The organism is Nitratireductor sp. XY-223 (assembly GCF_004959855.1).
GTDB lineage: Bacteria > Pseudomonadota > Alphaproteobacteria > Rhizobiales > Rhizobiaceae > Hoeflea_A.
In genome coordinates, this window is sequence record NZ_SPNT01000006.1 from 209,933 (window position 1) to 224,540 (window position 14,608).

Consider the following 14,608-nt stretch of genomic DNA (forward strand, 5'->3'; position numbering starts at 1 on the left):
ATGGAACTCCTTGCCGAACACGACCTGATCTACGGACAGTTGCTCGAAGTCACCGAGCCGCACCTGATCGAGCGCTACAACCGGGCGCTGGAGGCGTTCGGATTGCCGCGCACCGCGCTTGACCGGTTCCGCATCGACATGACCGGATTTTCACCGGAGATCGCGGAGGAGCTGGAGGATCCGCAATATCTCGACCCCAATGCCGTCAACCGGCGCTTCATTATCCTGTCCCCGGCCCAGGAGGGGCTGCCGGTCGTGCATACCAGTTTTTCCAACACCGGCTCCCTCATGCATGCGTTCTTCGACGCCAACCGGCGCGCCATCCACGCGGTCACGATCCGCGACGTGCTCTATGGCGAGATCGCGGAGGATGTGGTGCGGGTGGCGGATATCGATGACCTGCTGTCAATCCAGGAGGTCACGTTCAACGTGCTTTCCGCCGACGACATGCTGGGCAAGGCGGACGAACTGCGCGGACTGTGCGACCGGCTGACCGGCGTGCCCGGTGCCTGGCGCGACGACGCCATGATCGAGCGGATGGTGGATCTTGCACAGCAGACCGGCGACATCCGCAAGAACGCGCTGGTGCCCGACCAGGTGGTGTTCCGCCACGAGGCGTTCTGGTCGGGTCATTTCGGCGGCATATTCGTCTTTATCGACGACCGCACCACAACCGTCATTTGCGATCCGAAGGCGCCCGGTTTCCGTCGTTCGCGTCCGTGGCAGGTGAGCTACATCGCGCTCGACGATCATGACCGCATCCTGGAGTTCCTGCAGAGAACCGGACGGGTCGAACTGCCGCGCGCCTCCTGGATCGAGCGGTCGGGCTATCTCGATCACCGGACCGACATGGTGCTCTTCGACCTGATCCGCAGGCTCGACCCCGAGGCGCCGTTCGACCGGCTGGATGCCATCTGGCTACAGACCTGGATCCACCGCAATGCCAAGGCCGTTGCCGAGGATGGCGTCTATCCGTTCCTGCAGGCCGCCGCGCGCAGGATCGCCGCCGACGGCGAGTTTCCGCTCGACGAGGCCGATGCGGCGCACCGGTTCCTGCTGGTGCGCGCGAAACCCGATCATGAGGACTGCTGGCTGGTCAGCCGGCTGATCAGCGTCCTCGTGCCGGCGGATTTCGTCTCCCGCTTCGTCTTCGACAAGCAGGGATTCCACGCCAGCTACGAGACCTACGACAAAGCCTATCGCGCCCACGCGGTGAAGACGCTATTGGACACCTACCTGCGCAACAAGCGCGCGTTCCGGCACCGCCTATACGGTTTTCAGGAGGACAGAATTCATGCTTGATCCGATCATTGCGTTCTTCGAGCGTGTCTTCCACTGGATCGGCCACGGCATCGGCGTGGTGATCGCCTGGATCCTGTGGCCGTTCCTGGCCGCCGGGCGCTGGTATCGCAGCAAGGGTTTCATGCTCAAGGCGGTCGTCGGCGGCCTGGTGCTGGCGCTGGTCGTTCTCTACGCCATATTCATCTGGCGGGCGCTTTGGATCCGCAATTTCGATCCCGACTACGTCGCTGCCTACAATCTCGAGGATCGCGGCGTGAATGCCGGTGACCAGCCATCGGTCGAAAACAGCGATGCGACGACGCGGACCTGCAGCCGCTCTGCGATTGTTGACGTGACGGCCGATCTGATCGACTTCACGGTCGACCAGAATGCGTGGATTTCATCGACGCTGCTCTACAAGGCCGGTTTCTTCGGCATTCCCTGGGACGCAACACCGTTCCTCGACAACAAGGCCTCGTTCCAGCGCGGCGTGCACCAGGCGGTCCAGCGCACCGCCATCGAACTTGTCGACGCGCTCGGCCGGGTGCGCGGCACATCTGCCGCCGATGCCGATCTTGACCGGGCGCGCGGGCGCATCCAGTACGATCAGTACACCTGGTATTTCAGCCTGTCGCCGTTCGGCCCGATCGCGCCGTCTCCGGCCGCCTACCGGGAAGGGCGGGACAGGCTGCGCGCCTTCAATGACCGCCTGGAAAGCTGCGATGCCGTCTTCGATGCGCGCGCCGACAACCTGATCCGCTTCGTCGACCGGATCGCGGCCGACATCGGCTCCACCTCGCAAATGTTGCGCGATCGGTCGGATTTCAGCAATGCCGGCTGGTTCGATACCCGCGCCGACAACCAGTTCTGGTTCACCTATGGCCAGCTCTACGCCTATTACGGCATCCTCAAGGCCGCGCATGCGGATTTCGGCGAGATCATCGAACGGCGCCAGCTCGAGGACGTCTGGAACACGATGGAAGAGCAACTGAGATTGACGCTTGATCTCAACCCGGTGATCGTCTCGAACGGCCGCGAGGACGGCTGGATCATGCCGTCGCATCTGGCTACGGTCGGCTTCTACCTGTTGCGCGTGCGTTCGAACCTCGTCGAGGTCCGCTCGATCCTCGACCGCTGATTTTTTGGACAGTTTCTATCCAACCTTGAAACGGCCCGGCGATCAGACCGGCAGATAGGACGTGCTCTTGACTTCCTCCATTACCGCGTAGGTGTGCGTTTCGCGCACGCCGGGCAGGGGCAGGATGACATCGGAAAGAAAGGCGCGATAGGCCGCCATGCCCTGCACCCGGGCCTTGACCAGGTAATCGAAGCCGCCGGCGACCATGTGGCACTCCATGACGTCGTCGGATCGGCGGACCGCCTCGGCGAAGGCCTCGAACACGTCGGCCGTGGTGCGATCCAGCTTGACCTCGACGAAAACCAGCATGTCGCGTCCGAGTCTTGAAGGCGATAGCCGCGCCGAGAATCCCTCCACGAAGCCCTCGCGCATCAGGCGCTTGACCCGCTCGGCCGTTGCCGTGGCGGACAGGTTGATGCGGTCGGCGAGCTCGATATTCGTCAGCCTTCCGTCCCGCTGAAGCAGCCGGAGGATCTTGCGATCAGTCTGGTCGATATCTTTCATATTTCACCATGAATATTGTTATTCCTAGATGATTAGCAAAAATTTTTATCGAAATATAGTGAAAAACCCCATTGCATTCGCGATATAATGAGGAAAACACGGGAGATATTGAATGAACGCCCCGCTTTCCACGGTCGTGCCGCAGTTCGCGGCGCCCTATGCCGCCGATGACGATGCCCTGATCGCCGATTTCGCCATGCAACTGCAGCTCGACGACAGGCAGAATGCCGCCATCGACGAGCGCGCCACACGCTATATCAAGGTTATCCGCAACCGCTCAGGATCGATCGGCGGTGTCGAGGATTTCCTGCGCGAATACGGGCTTTCGACGCCCGAGGGGCTGGCGATGATGGTGCTGGCGGAGGCGCTGCTGCGGGTGCCCGATGCGGGAACACAGGACAAGCTCATCGAGGACAAGCTGAAAGAGGGCAACTGGAGCGCCCAGGACGGCCACGGCGATACCTGGTTCGTCGCCGCCTCCGCCTGGGCACTCGGCATTACGGCGCGGGTCATCAAGCCCGGCGAGACGCCGGAATCGCTGCTGCAGGGGCTGGTCAAGCGGCTCGGCCTGCCGACGGTGCGCACGGCGACCAAACAGGCAATGCGCTTTCTCGGGCACCATTTCGTGCTTGGCGAGACGATTTCCGCCGCGCTGACGCGGGCCGCCAAAAGCGAGGAGCGCGGATACCGGCATTCCTTCGACATGCTCGGCGAAGGCGCCCGGACGGCGGCCGACGCTGAGCGCTACTGGCAGTCCTATGCCGATGCCATCGACGCGATCGGCAAGGCGGCGGGCAAAACGAAGCTGCCGGACCGGATGGGCATTTCCGTGAAGCTCTCGGCCCTGCACCCGCGCTATCACGCAACGCACCGGGAAAGGGTGGTCGAGGAGCTGGTGCCGAGTGTCCTCAAACTCGCGCAGCGAGCCAAGGCACACGACCTGAACTTTACCATCGACGCGGAGGAGGCCGACCGGCTGGAACTTTCGCTGGAGGTCATGGCCGCCGTCTTCTGCGACCCGTCGCTGGAGGGCTGGGACGGTTTCGGGCTGGCGGTCCAGGCCTATCAGAAGCGCGCGCCGCAGGTGCTCGACTATGTCGACGCCCTGTGCCGCCATGCGGGACGGCGCATGATGGTGCGCCTCGTCAAGGGCGCCTACTGGGATACGGAAGTCAAGCTGGCGCAGGAGCGGGGCCTTGCCGACTACCCGGTCTACACGCGCAAGGCGGCCACCGATGTCTCCTATCTCGCCTGCGCGCGCAAGATGCTCGACATGCGCTCGCGCATCTACGCGCAGTTCGCCACGCACAATGCGCTGACCGTTGCGATGATCCTTGAAATGGCGGGCGACGACCGCGGCGGCTTCGAGTTCCAGCGCCTGCACGGCATGGGCGAGTCGCTCTACGACGCCGTATCGGAAAACAACGTCCCGGTCCCGTGCCGCATCTATGCGCCCGTCGGCGGCTATCGCGACCTGCTTGCCTATCTCGTGCGCCGGCTGCTCGAAAACGGTGCCAATTCCTCCTTCGTGGCCGTTGCCGGCGACGTCAATGTGCCGATCAGCGAGCTGCTTGAGCGGCCGCTCGACCAGCTCGGCTTCAGGGACGGCAAAAGCGCGCGCCACAGCGGCATTCCGCTGCCGCTGCGGATCTACGGCGACCGGCAGAACAGCGCCGGTGTCGAATTCGGCGACCGCGAAGCAGTGAGGGACCTGACGGGCGGAATGGAAAATGCGGTGACCGCGGTCAAGGCGCATCCGCTGATTCCGGGCGTCAAGGTCCACCGGGGCGGCGTCGAAGTGCACGCGCCGGCGGAACCGGGCCGGGTTGTGGGAACGATCGCCCAGGCGGGCGCCGACGATATCGCGGCCGCAATGAAAGCGGCGCGCGCCGGCTTCGGCCGCTGGTCCCGGCTTCCCGCCGCCAAACGCGCGGCGGCACTGTCGCGCGCTGCCGACATGCTCGAGGCCGACCGCGACCGTTTCATGTCGCTGCTATCGCTTGAGGCGGGCAAGACGCTGGATGACGGCATTGCCGAGATCCGCGAGGCGGTCGATTTCCTGCGCTATTACGGGATCCAGGCGCAAAAACTGTTCGACGAGCCGCAGACGATGCCGGGCCCGACAGGCGAAGAGAACCGCTACGGCTGGCGCGGACGCGGCGTCTTTGCCTGCATCAGCCCGTGGAACTTCCCGCTGGCTATCTTCCTCGGCCAGGTAACGGCGGCGCTGGCTGCCGGCAACGCGGTCATCGCGAAGCCTGCGGAGCAGACGCCGCTGATCGCCTTCGAGGCGGTGCGGCTGCTGCACAAGGCTGGCGTGCCGGAGGACGTGCTGATCTATCTTCCGGGCGACGGCGAGACCGGGGCCGCGCTGGTCGCGCACCCTAAGATCGACGGTGTTGCCTTCACCGGCTCGACCGGCACTGCACGCGCGATCAACCGGACGCTTGCCGCCAAGGACGGACCGATCGTTCCGCTGATTGCCGAGACCGGCGGGCTCAACGCCATGATCGTCGATGCGACGGCTCTGCCGGAACAGGTTGCCGACGACGTTATCATGTCGGCATTCCGATCCGCCGGCCAGCGCTGCTCGGCGCTGCGCATCCTGTTCCTGCAGGATGACGTGGCCGACCGGATGCTGACGATGATCGAGGGCGCGACGCGCGAACTGCATCTCGGGCTGCCGCAAAAGGCCGATACCGATGTCGGGCCGATCATCGACGAGGGGCAGCGTTCGATGCTGGCCGCGCATATCGCCGAGATGGAGAAATCGCAGACGGTGCGTTTCGCCGGTGAAGCGCCGAAGGAAGGTACGTTCTTCGCGCCGCACATCGTCGAGCTCGACCGGCCGTCGGCGCTGAAGGAAGAGGTGTTCGGGCCGATCCTTCACGTGGTGCGCTGGAAGGCCGGGACGCTCGACCAGGTGCTGAACGATATCGACGCCAGCGGCTACGGCCTGACTCTCGGGCTGCACACGCGCATCGAATCGCGCATCGCAAAGGTCCTCGGCCGTCTCGACACCGGCAACATCTATGTCAACCGCAATACGATCGGCGCCGTCGTCGGAACCCAGCCCTTCGGCGGATCGGGGCTCTCGGGCACCGGCTTCAAGGCCGGCGGCCCGACCTATCTTTGCCGCTTCGCCCAGGAACAGGTGGTGTCGATCAACACCGCGGCCGCCGGCGGCAACGCGAGCCTGATGGCCATCGGCGACGACTGACGAATTCCCGTGAAAATTTCCTTGTAATTTTCACGGGAGCATGACAGAACCCGAACGCCGCGTCCCACCGGCGCGGTGTCGGGCCGTGTCGTTTTTGTTTCAATTTTCGGCAGTTTTGAACCGTCCGGTGGCGCGCATCATGCGTTTATGTGCGCGGGCAACCGCCCGGTTGCAAGCGCCAGAAGAGGAATGGGAACGATGGCCGACGTCAAGACCGATATTGAGATTGCCCGCGCAGCTAACAAGAAGCCGATCCAGGAGATCGGCGCGAAACTCGGCATCCCGAACGAGAGCCTGCTTCCCTACGGCCACGACAAGGCGAAGATTTCCGCCGACTTCATCGCCGCCCAGAAGGGCAAGGACGACGGCAAGCTGATCCTCGTGACAGCCATCAACCCGACGCCCGCCGGCGAAGGCAAGACGACGACCACCGTCGGCCTCGGCGACGGCCTCAACAGTATCGGCAGGAAGGCCGTCATCTGCATCCGCGAGGCCTCGCTCGGCCCCTGTTTCGGCGTCAAGGGCGGCGCTGCCGGCGGCGGCTACGCGCAGGTCGTGCCGATGGAGGACATGAACCTGCACTTCACCGGCGATTTCCACGCCATCACCTCGGCGCACAACCTCCTGTCGGCGATGATCGACAACCACATCTATTGGGGCAATGCGCTCAACATCGATATCCGCCGGGTAGCCTGGCGGCGCGTCATGGACATGAACGACCGGGCGCTGCGCGAGATTGTCTGTTCGCTCGGCGGCGTCGCCAACGGCTTCCCGCGCGAGGCGGGCTTCGACATCACCGTCGCCTCCGAGGTCATGGCGATCCTGTGCCTGGCGACGGACCTCGAGGACCTCGAGAAGCGCCTCGGCAACATCATCATCGGCTACCGCCGCGACAAAACCCCGGTGTTCTGCCGCGACATCAAGGCGGACGGCGCCATGGCGGTGCTGCTGAAGGACGCAATGCAGCCGAATCTCGTTCAGACGCTGGAGAACAACCCGGCCTTCGTCCATGGCGGTCCGTTCGCCAACATCGCCCATGGCTGCAACTCGGTCGTCGCGACTACGACGGCGCTCAAGCTTGGCGATTATGTCGTAACGGAAGCGGGTTTCGGCGCCGATCTCGGCGCCGAGAAGTTCTTCGACATCAAGTGCCGCAAGGCCGATCTGAAACCGGACGTGGCGGTGATCGTGGCCACCGTGCGTGCCATGAAGATGAACGGCGGGGTCAAGAAGGAAGACCTCGGCGCGGAGAACGTTGAGGCCGTGGTGCAGGGCTGCGCCAATCTCGGTCGGCACATCCAGAACGTCAAGAAGTTCGGGGTGCCGGTCGTCGTCGCCGTCAACCATTTCATCTCCGACTCCGATGCGGAAATCCGCGCGGTCCAGGACTATGTCGAGACACTGGGCACCGAGGCGATCCTGTGCAGGCACTGGGCCGAGGGTTCGGCCGGGATCGAAGAACTGTCGCGCAAGGTGGTGGAACTCGCCGAATCCGGTGCCTCGCAATTCGCACCGCTCTACGCCGACGACATGCCGCTGTTCGAGAAGATCGAGACAATCGCCAAAGGCATCTATCACGCCTCGGAGGTTATCGCCGACAAGTCGGTCCGCGACCAGTTGCGCCAGTGGGAAGAGCAGGGTTATGGCAATCTGCCGGTCTGCATGGCCAAGACCCAGTACTCCTTCTCGACCGATCCGAACCTGCGCGGCGCGCCGAGCGACCATGCCGTGCCGATCCGCGAGGTGCGGCTCTCGGCCGGCGCCGGCTTCATCGTCGTCATCTGCGGCCAGATCATGACCATGCCCGGCCTTCCGAAGGTGCCGTCGTCGGAAAAGATCCATCTCAACGAACAGGGCCATATCGAAGGCCTGTTTTAGGCAGCACGCAGGAATTTCGATGACAAGGGCCGGCTTCGAAAAGCCGGCCCTTCGAGATGGTTTATTGCGCCTTGTGCTGGTGCCACATGTCGGTGACGATCTCCCAACCGTCGTCGTCCGGCCGCAGAACGAAGAGATAGGTGCCCGTCGCGTCCATGCCCATCGTTTCGATCCTGGCATCGACAGAACCGATCATCACGGCCAGGGACGCATCGTCGGAAACGAACAGATGGTCGATGGTGTGCGTCACGTCTCCCTTGTTCGCAGTGACAAATTCAAACAGTTCCCGCGGTCCCTTCAGACCCACTGAAACCGGTTCGCCTTCGGCGATCCAGAGCGTCTCGTCGGCATAAAGCCCGACCAGCGCATCGGCGTCGTGCGCGGCGGCTGCGGCATTGAACCGGTCGTTGACGGCGATCAGATCGGCGATGGCATCGCCCCGGGGCGAGTCGGCGTTTGCAAGGTTGACGGAAACCCAAAACAGGGCGAATGCAAGTACTAACCGCATGGAATGGTTCTCCTTTATCGGTTAAGGGGTCATGTCGGTGTCGGGTCGGGATTTGGCCGCGCGAAGATCACTTCGCGGGTGACCTGCCAGCGATCGTTCTCGAAGACGAGGTCGATGCTGAGAACGAGGATCCGGTCGTCACCGCCGAGGTTGACTTTGCGCGTGATGAGGACGTGGCCGGCGTCGCCCGACGCTTCCACCACATTGTATTCGGCCCAGTCATTCGCCGCGCCGTCGCTTTGATCGACCATTTCCTTCAACATCGCGATGAAGGTGGGCTTGTCGGCCCGCGTCAGGTTGCCGTCCGTGTCGATCATGACGATGTTCATGTTGTCGTGATAGATCCGGTCCAGCCCGCCGAGGTCGGAGGTCGTGCCGGCTATGATCAGGGCGTCGATCGTCGCCCGAATTTCTGCTTGTCTTGCGTCGGTCATTTGTATCGCTCGCTGGTGGGAATTTGCCTGGGAATTGCCGGGCCGATCCGGTGTCTCGTTAACATCGGGCAATGATGGTCCGGCGTCCGGAAAACGCTTCCGTCCGGTTATTCAGGGCTGGTCATCGGTTTTACTCTGATTTATATATTGTTCGATACATAAAGCATCGATTCGTGGCTCGGTCAAGGAATATATATTGAGCGATACAAAAAAATTAGGGCGGCCCCGGACATTCGATTACGACGCGGCGCTTCTGCAGGCGATGAACGTCTTTTGGGCAAAGGGCTATGACGGCGCGTCCCTGCGCGACCTGACCAAGGCCATGGGGATCACCGGTCCGAGCATGTACGCGGCCTTCGGCGACAAGCGCGAGCTCTACCTGAAGACCATCGACCGCTATGCCGATGTCGACGGCTGTGAACCCGTGGTCACCTTCGAGGCCGAGCCCGATATCGAGAAGGCGGTGCGCGGATTCCTGGAGTCGGTCATCGATCACGCGACGGACAATGACAGCGGCGCCAAAGGCTGCTTCCTGGCGTCAAGTGTTTCGACCAATATCGGCCAGGTCGACGGGGTGGCCGAGCGTGTCGAGTGCGCGATCGAAGACACCGACCGGCGGCTGGCGGCCCGTTTCGATAAGGAGATCGCGAAAGGCAATCTGCCGGCCGATTTCCCGTCGCTGGAACGGGCGGCGCTGCTCTACGATATCCGCCAGGGATATATGTTCAGGGGCCGGGCAGGCTGGACAGCAGGGAAGCTGCGGCGTGACCTGGACCACCGTGTGCAGATGATTCTCGCGCATTGAGCCGATTTACCGGTTGAGCGCGAGATAGGCGTTGGCGATATCCGCATCGATCGCGTTCGGAACAGGCACGACGCAATCCGCTTTCGTGGCCCGGCCCTGGGCAATGTATTCAAGGCAGCGGGCCTGCAGCGCGAAGCCGAGATCCATCGACTCGATCGAATTGCCGAGGGGCCGGGGGCCGGCGAGATTGGCCATATGTCCGCCGCTGACGATGTGAACGGCGCGGCCATCCTTCAGGCGTAAGGATTCAATCTCGAGCTCCTCGAACTGATCGCGGCGGACGACCATCGCGCTGTCCGTCAGGTCGCCGACGGCGATCTCCGTCGGAAAATGGCCGCCATTCATCAGGATTACACCGTCCTTGAAATGCTCAATATCGCCGGCGGCGATCACGTTGACGGCGCCGGTTTCGGTGACGATGACATCGGCACTGCGAATGGCATCCGGGCGTAGCGGCGTGCTGAAACCGTCGAGATGCGCCTCCAGCGCCTTGACGGGATCGGCGTCGACGACGCTGACAACGCTGTGGGCGTTGCGAAAGCAGGCGGCGACACCGCGGCCGCAGGCGCCGTAGCCAAAGACCGTGACGCGCTTTCCGTTGGTCGAGCGGTTGGTCACGCGCATGTAGCTTTCGAACATGCTCTGGCCGACGGCGTGCCGGTTTTCAGCGAATTGCTTGATGGGACTGTCGTTTATGACCAGGATCGGCCGTTGCAGCTCGGCGCGCATCGGCTCCAGCCGCATGCGGCCGGAGGTGGTCTCTTCCGTGCCGCCGATGAGGCCGGGATAGGGGCTTTCGGCGTAGACGGCGAACAGGTCGCCGCCATTGTCGAGCAACAGGTCCGGCTGTTCGGCGATGATCTGGTTGAGCGACAGATCGTGTACCTCATGGTCGATCGTCTGTTCTGCCGTCACCTCGACGCCGTGTTCTAGGAGATATCTGACGGTTTCGGGCTGGGTACTGTTGAGATTGCCGGTGGCAACGATGCGCGCGCCGCCGGAATGCAGCGTGCGCAGCAGGACGGCCGTCTTTGGTTCGAGGTGAATGCCGGTCCCGATGGTCAGGTCCTGGAACGGTTTGGTGCGGGCGAACTCGGCTTCGATCTGCGCCAGCAGCCTGCAGCTCTCCGAAACCCAGTCGATCCGCGATTTTGTGTGCCTGTCCGTCATCCGGTGCGCCTCGTGAATGCGTGTTGCCCGCGCCAAAACGGGCAGTTTAGCCGAATGAGGGGACGAAACAAATCCGCCGGGTGGCAGTGGCGGGGAGGGAAGCCCGCAAAGGCGGGCTTCGCCGTGGTTTCTAGCGAAAGTTCTCCGGATTGCCCGGCACCAGGCGCGTGACGGTGCCGACCGACTTTCCGTCGCCGTCGATATAGGTCAGCACGCCCGGCTTGTGGGAAATCTGCCAGTCGCCTTCCGGCCCATTTTCCCATTTGACACGATATCCGTTCGGCAGAAGGTGCCAGTTCCCGTTCATCTGCGGTCCGCCCGGCAGCACCATGTGCACCCGGCTTTCGTCGGCGTAGTAGATGACGGCGTCGGTATCCTGCCCGATATCGACATAATGTGTGGATCCGATGGTCAATATTGCGAGCACCGCTTTTTCAAGTATGGCCATGAACAGCTCCCTTTGGTTTTCATATGCCGACCACTTCGCTATGAAACCGTGCACGGCATAACCATGCGCACCGGCGCTTGCGGGCACGGTGATCCGGTTTCGGAATATATAGTCAAGCAACTTGACTATATGGATGAAGAATGAAAAGGTCAAGTAGCTTGACTAATGGCGGCAACGACGTGACGAAAAAACGCAGCCAGACGCAGGACAGTCCGCTTCCGGATCATATCGGATGGGATCTGTGGCGGGCTCGCGACCGCTGGAAACATCGGTTCGTCAGCGGCATGCAGGAGATGGGCCATGGCTGGTTTACCGAGGCCAGGGCCAACATACTGGGCCAACTGCCGCGCCGGGGGCTCAAGCAATCGGATCTTGTTGCCCGAACGGGCCTCACCAAGCAGGCGGTCCAGCAGTTCGTCGACAGCCTCGTCGATGAAGGCATCCTTGAGCGCGAGCGCGATCCGTCCGACGCGAGGGCAAGGATCGTGCGCCTGACAGAAGCGGGCCGCAGCGCCATGCGGGACGCGGATGCGGTCAAGAATTCGGTCGAACGCGAATTCGCACGCCACTACAGCGACGAGGAATTCGCGCAATTGCGCCGGCTGCTCAAGCGCATTGCCGAAAATCCGGACCCCTGACGGGCATTGGCGCCGGATTTGTCGATCGCACCTTGCGCTCCCTTCCGTGGGGCGTTAACAGATAGGCATGATTGACGCGCACGACATCAACACGATCTGGTGGTGGGCCCGCTAAAGGCGGCCGCAGCCAGCTGTGCGTGGAACTTGCTAAGCCGCTGAGGACCATCCCGGCGGTTTTTTTGTGCCGGGTTTCGGATTTTGAGGATTTGAGGAATGACGGCGACAAAAACAGACGAAAACACGGAAATCATTGTCACGCGCGGCGGCGTGGAGATCACCCGGACCCGCGCGGACACACCCTATGCCGATGCGATCGAGGCCTATGTGGACGGGCTCGACAGCCGCCGCGGCGCTGTCTTTTCCTCCAACTACGAGTATCCGGGCCGCTACACGCGCTGGGACACGGCCATCATCGATCCGCCGCTCTCGATCACCTCGCGCGGGCGCGACATGCGCTTCGAGGCGCACAATGAACGCGGCGAGGCGCTGCTCGACATGGTGGAACGGCGGCTTGGCCGGCTTTCCGAGGTCACGGTCGGCAAGCGCACGCGGCGTTGCATACCGCTCTCCGTGACCGGTCCGAAGCGGACCTTCACCGAGGAGGAACGCTCGCGTGTCCCGACCGTCTTCACGGTGCTGCGCGCGATCATGGACCTGTTCCATACGGAGGAGGACAGCAATCTCGGCCTTTACGGGGCGTTCGGCTACGATCTTGCCTTCCAGTTCGACAGCGTGCCGCAACATCTGGACCGTCCGGAGGACCAGCGCGACATGGTTCTGTTCCTGCCCGACGAGATCCTGGTGGTCGACCACTATTCGGCGCGCGCCTGGATCGACCGGTACGACTATTCCCGCCGCGGGTTCACGACGGAGGGCAAGTCGCGTGAGACCGAGCCGGAACCGTTCACCGAAACCGAAGAGACGCCGCCGCGGGCGGACCACCGGCCCGGTGAGTACGCCGATCTGGTCAACAAGGCCAAGGAGAGCTTCAAGAAGGGCGATCTTTTCGAGGTGGTTCCGGGGCAGATGTTCTTCGAGCGCTGCGTCAGCCCGCCATCGGCGATTTCGCGCCGGCTCAAGGCGACCAATCCCTCGCCCTATTCGTTCTTCATCAATCTCGGGCAGGGCGAATATCTCATCGGCGCATCGCCGGAAATGTTCGTGCGTGTCAGCGGCCGCCGGGTCGAGACCTGCCCGATCTCCGGCACCATCAAGCGTGGCGACGACGCGATCTCCGATTCCGAGCAGATTCTCAAACTGCTGAATTCCAAGAAGGACGAATCGGAACTCACCATGTGTTCCGACGTCGACCGCAACGACAAGAGCCGGGTGTGCGTGCCGGGCTCAGTGCGGGTGATCGGCCGCCGCCAGATCGAGATGTATTCGCGCCTCATCCACACGGTCGATCATGTCGAGGGCCGGCTGCGCGATGGCATGGATGCCTTCGACGCCTTCCTGAGCCACGCCTGGGCGGTGACCGTGACGGGCGCGCCGAAGCTGTGGGCCATGCGCTTCATCGAGGAGCACGAAAAGAGCCCGCGGGCCTGGTATGGCGGCGCCATCGGCATGGTCAATTTCAACGGCGACATGAACACCGGGCTGACGCTGCGGACCATCCGCGTGAAGGACGGGATTTCGGAAGTCAGGGCCGGGGCGACCCTCCTGTTCGATTCGGTGCCCGAGGACGAGGAGGCGGAAACGGAGCTGAAGGCGTCGGCCATGCTGGCGGCGATCCGCGACGCCGGCCAGACCAACGAGGCCGCCTCATCGCGCAGCGCCGCCAGGGTCGGCGACGGTGTCAGCATCCTGCTTGTGGACCACGAGGATTCCTTCGTGCACACGCTGGCCAACTATTTCCGGCAGACGGGCGCACAGGTGACCACGGTACGCACGCCGGTCGACGAGGCGGTCTTCGACGATCTCGACCCGGACCTGGTGGTGCTGTCACCGGGACCGGGCAGCCCGAAGGATTTCGATACGAAGGCGACGATCAAGAAGGTGCGCAAGCGCGGCATCCCGCTGTTTGGTGTGTGCCTGGGGCTGCAGGCCATCACCGAGGCCTATGGCGGCGAATTGCGCACGCTGGCGGTTCCCATGCACGGCAAGCCGTCCCGGATAAGGATCAACGATCCGGGCATCGTTTTTTCCGGGCTTGGCAATGAGGTCACGGTCGGGCGTTACCATTCGATCTTCGCCGATCCGGCCACCCTTTCGAAAGATTTCACGATCACGGCGGAGAGCGAAGACGGCACGATCATGGGCATCGAGCACACCAAGGACCCGGTTGCCGCGGTGCAGTTCCATCCCGAGTCGATCATGTCGCTGGGACAGGATGCCGGCATGCGGATGATCGAGAATGTCGTCGCCCATCTCGTGCGCAAGCAAAAATAGCGAAGCGGACAAGACAGTTGCCGTTGATCCAAGTCGCGGTTATAACTCCGCCATGATGATCAACACGGTCAACGCAGCGATCGAAGACTATCGGGTACGCGCCGACGCGCGGACCGCGGTCGCGCTTGACCTGTCGCTTCTTCTTCTCGACCTTACTGGCGATCGTCGGGCCCGTTAGAGGAGCGTCCGGCGA

Annotated in this window: 13 protein-coding genes; 8 read left to right on the top strand and 5 right to left on the bottom strand. The window is 62.9% G+C overall.

The window, feature by feature from the left end; translation table 11 throughout:
• Nucleotides 1–1,302, top strand: coding sequence for a DUF6638 family protein (locus tag E4M07_RS20170; RefSeq protein WP_136660199.1), 1,302 nt, complete (start codon nucleotides 1–3; stop codon nucleotides 1,300–1,302).
• Nucleotides 1,295–2,419 (top strand): DUF2333 family protein, encoded by a 1,125-nt coding sequence (locus E4M07_RS20175; protein WP_136660200.1) that lies wholly within the window; start codon nucleotides 1,295–1,297, stop codon nucleotides 2,417–2,419. The genes E4M07_RS20170 and E4M07_RS20175 overlap by 8 nt, the downstream gene beginning before the upstream one ends.
• Before the next feature lie 42 nt (nucleotides 2,420–2,461).
• On the opposite strand, the gene E4M07_RS20180 is transcribed toward E4M07_RS20175, so the two are convergent.
• Nucleotides 2,462–2,923 (bottom strand): Lrp/AsnC ligand binding domain-containing protein, encoded by a 462-nt coding sequence (locus E4M07_RS20180; RefSeq protein ID WP_136660201.1) that lies wholly within the window; start codon nucleotides 2,921–2,923, stop codon nucleotides 2,462–2,464.
• 112 nt (nucleotides 2,924–3,035) lie between these two features.
• On the opposite strand from E4M07_RS20180, the gene putA reads away from it, so the two are divergent.
• Both putA and E4M07_RS20190 read left to right on the top strand, forming a co-directional pair.
• Nucleotides 3,036–6,143, top strand: coding sequence for a bifunctional proline dehydrogenase/L-glutamate gamma-semialdehyde dehydrogenase PutA (putA, locus tag E4M07_RS20185; protein WP_136660202.1), 3,108 nt, complete (start codon nucleotides 3,036–3,038; stop codon nucleotides 6,141–6,143).
• Nucleotides 6,144–6,341: 198 nt separating this feature from the next.
• Entirely contained in the window at nucleotides 6,342–8,021 is a 1,680-nt protein-coding gene (locus E4M07_RS20190) for a formate--tetrahydrofolate ligase (protein WP_136660203.1), read from the top strand.
• Between the two features lie 61 nt (nucleotides 8,022–8,082).
• On the opposite strand, the gene E4M07_RS20195 is transcribed toward E4M07_RS20190, so the two are convergent.
• Both E4M07_RS20195 and E4M07_RS20200 read right to left on the bottom strand, forming a co-directional pair.
• Nucleotides 8,083–8,529, bottom strand: a complete 447-nt coding sequence (locus E4M07_RS20195) for a nuclear transport factor 2 family protein (protein WP_136660204.1) — start codon at nucleotides 8,527–8,529, stop codon at nucleotides 8,083–8,085.
• A gap of 29 nt (nucleotides 8,530–8,558) precedes the next feature.
• Nucleotides 8,559–8,963, bottom strand: a complete 405-nt coding sequence (locus E4M07_RS20200; protein WP_136660205.1) for a hypothetical protein — start codon at nucleotides 8,961–8,963, stop codon at nucleotides 8,559–8,561.
• Nucleotides 8,964–9,159: 196 nt separating this feature from the next.
• Between E4M07_RS20200 and E4M07_RS20205 the strand changes: the two genes are divergently transcribed.
• On the top strand, nucleotides 9,160–9,768 hold the full coding sequence (locus E4M07_RS20205) for a TetR/AcrR family transcriptional regulator (RefSeq protein ID WP_246660523.1): 609 nt from the start codon (nucleotides 9,160–9,162) through the stop codon (nucleotides 9,766–9,768).
• Between the two features lie 6 nt (nucleotides 9,769–9,774).
• On the opposite strand, the gene E4M07_RS20210 is transcribed toward E4M07_RS20205, so the two are convergent.
• A complete protein-coding gene (locus tag E4M07_RS20210; RefSeq protein WP_136660206.1) occupies nucleotides 9,775–10,938 on the bottom strand; it encodes an adenosylhomocysteinase in 1,164 nt (387 codons plus the stop codon).
• Between the two features lie 130 nt (nucleotides 10,939–11,068).
• Nucleotides 11,069–11,386 (bottom strand): hypothetical protein, encoded by a 318-nt coding sequence (locus E4M07_RS20215; protein ID WP_136660207.1) that lies wholly within the window; start codon nucleotides 11,384–11,386, stop codon nucleotides 11,069–11,071.
• Nucleotides 11,387–11,565: 179 nt separating this feature from the next.
• Between E4M07_RS20215 and E4M07_RS20220 the strand changes: the two genes are divergently transcribed.
• The 3 genes from E4M07_RS20220 to E4M07_RS20230 all read left to right on the top strand — a co-directional run bounded on the left by E4M07_RS20220 (nucleotide 11,566) and on the right by E4M07_RS20230 (nucleotide 14,593).
• Nucleotides 11,566–12,024, top strand: coding sequence for a MarR family winged helix-turn-helix transcriptional regulator (locus E4M07_RS20220; RefSeq protein WP_169054312.1), 459 nt, complete (start codon nucleotides 11,566–11,568; stop codon nucleotides 12,022–12,024).
• Between the two features lie 213 nt (nucleotides 12,025–12,237).
• Complete coding sequence (locus tag E4M07_RS20225) at nucleotides 12,238–14,415, top strand: anthranilate synthase (RefSeq protein WP_136660209.1); 2,178 nt, start codon at nucleotides 12,238–12,240, stop codon at nucleotides 14,413–14,415.
• Entirely contained in the window at nucleotides 14,381–14,593 is a 213-nt protein-coding gene (locus E4M07_RS20230) for a hypothetical protein (RefSeq protein ID WP_136660210.1), read from the top strand. The genes E4M07_RS20225 and E4M07_RS20230 overlap by 35 nt, the downstream gene beginning before the upstream one ends.
• The last annotated feature ends 15 nt before the right edge of the window (nucleotides 14,594–14,608 follow it).

Coding starts and splice junctions, on each gene's coding strand:
- E4M07_RS20170 (WP_136660199.1), top strand. CDS start 1: ATGGAACTCCTTGCCGAACACGACCTGATCTACGGACAGTTGCTCGAA.
- E4M07_RS20175 (WP_136660200.1), top strand. CDS start 1,295: ATGCTTGATCCGATCATTGCGTTCTTCGAGCGTGTCTTCCACTGGATC.
- E4M07_RS20180 (WP_136660201.1), bottom strand. CDS start 2,923: ATGAAAGATATCGACCAGACTGATCGCAAGATCCTCCGGCTGCTTCAG.
- putA (WP_136660202.1), top strand. CDS start 3,036: ATGAACGCCCCGCTTTCCACGGTCGTGCCGCAGTTCGCGGCGCCCTAT.
- E4M07_RS20190 (WP_136660203.1), top strand. CDS start 6,342: ATGGCCGACGTCAAGACCGATATTGAGATTGCCCGCGCAGCTAACAAG.
- E4M07_RS20195 (WP_136660204.1), bottom strand. CDS start 8,529: ATGCGGTTAGTACTTGCATTCGCCCTGTTTTGGGTTTCCGTCAACCTT.
- E4M07_RS20200 (WP_136660205.1), bottom strand. CDS start 8,963: ATGACCGACGCAAGACAAGCAGAAATTCGGGCGACGATCGACGCCCTG.
- E4M07_RS20210 (WP_136660206.1), bottom strand. CDS start 10,938: ATGACGGACAGGCACACAAAATCGCGGATCGACTGGGTTTCGGAGAGC.
- E4M07_RS20215 (WP_136660207.1), bottom strand. CDS start 11,386: ATGGCCATACTTGAAAAAGCGGTGCTCGCAATATTGACCATCGGATCC.
- E4M07_RS20225 (WP_136660209.1), top strand. CDS start 12,238: ATGACGGCGACAAAAACAGACGAAAACACGGAAATCATTGTCACGCGC.
- E4M07_RS20230 (WP_136660210.1), top strand. CDS start 14,381: ATGTCGTCGCCCATCTCGTGCGCAAGCAAAAATAGCGAAGCGGACAAG.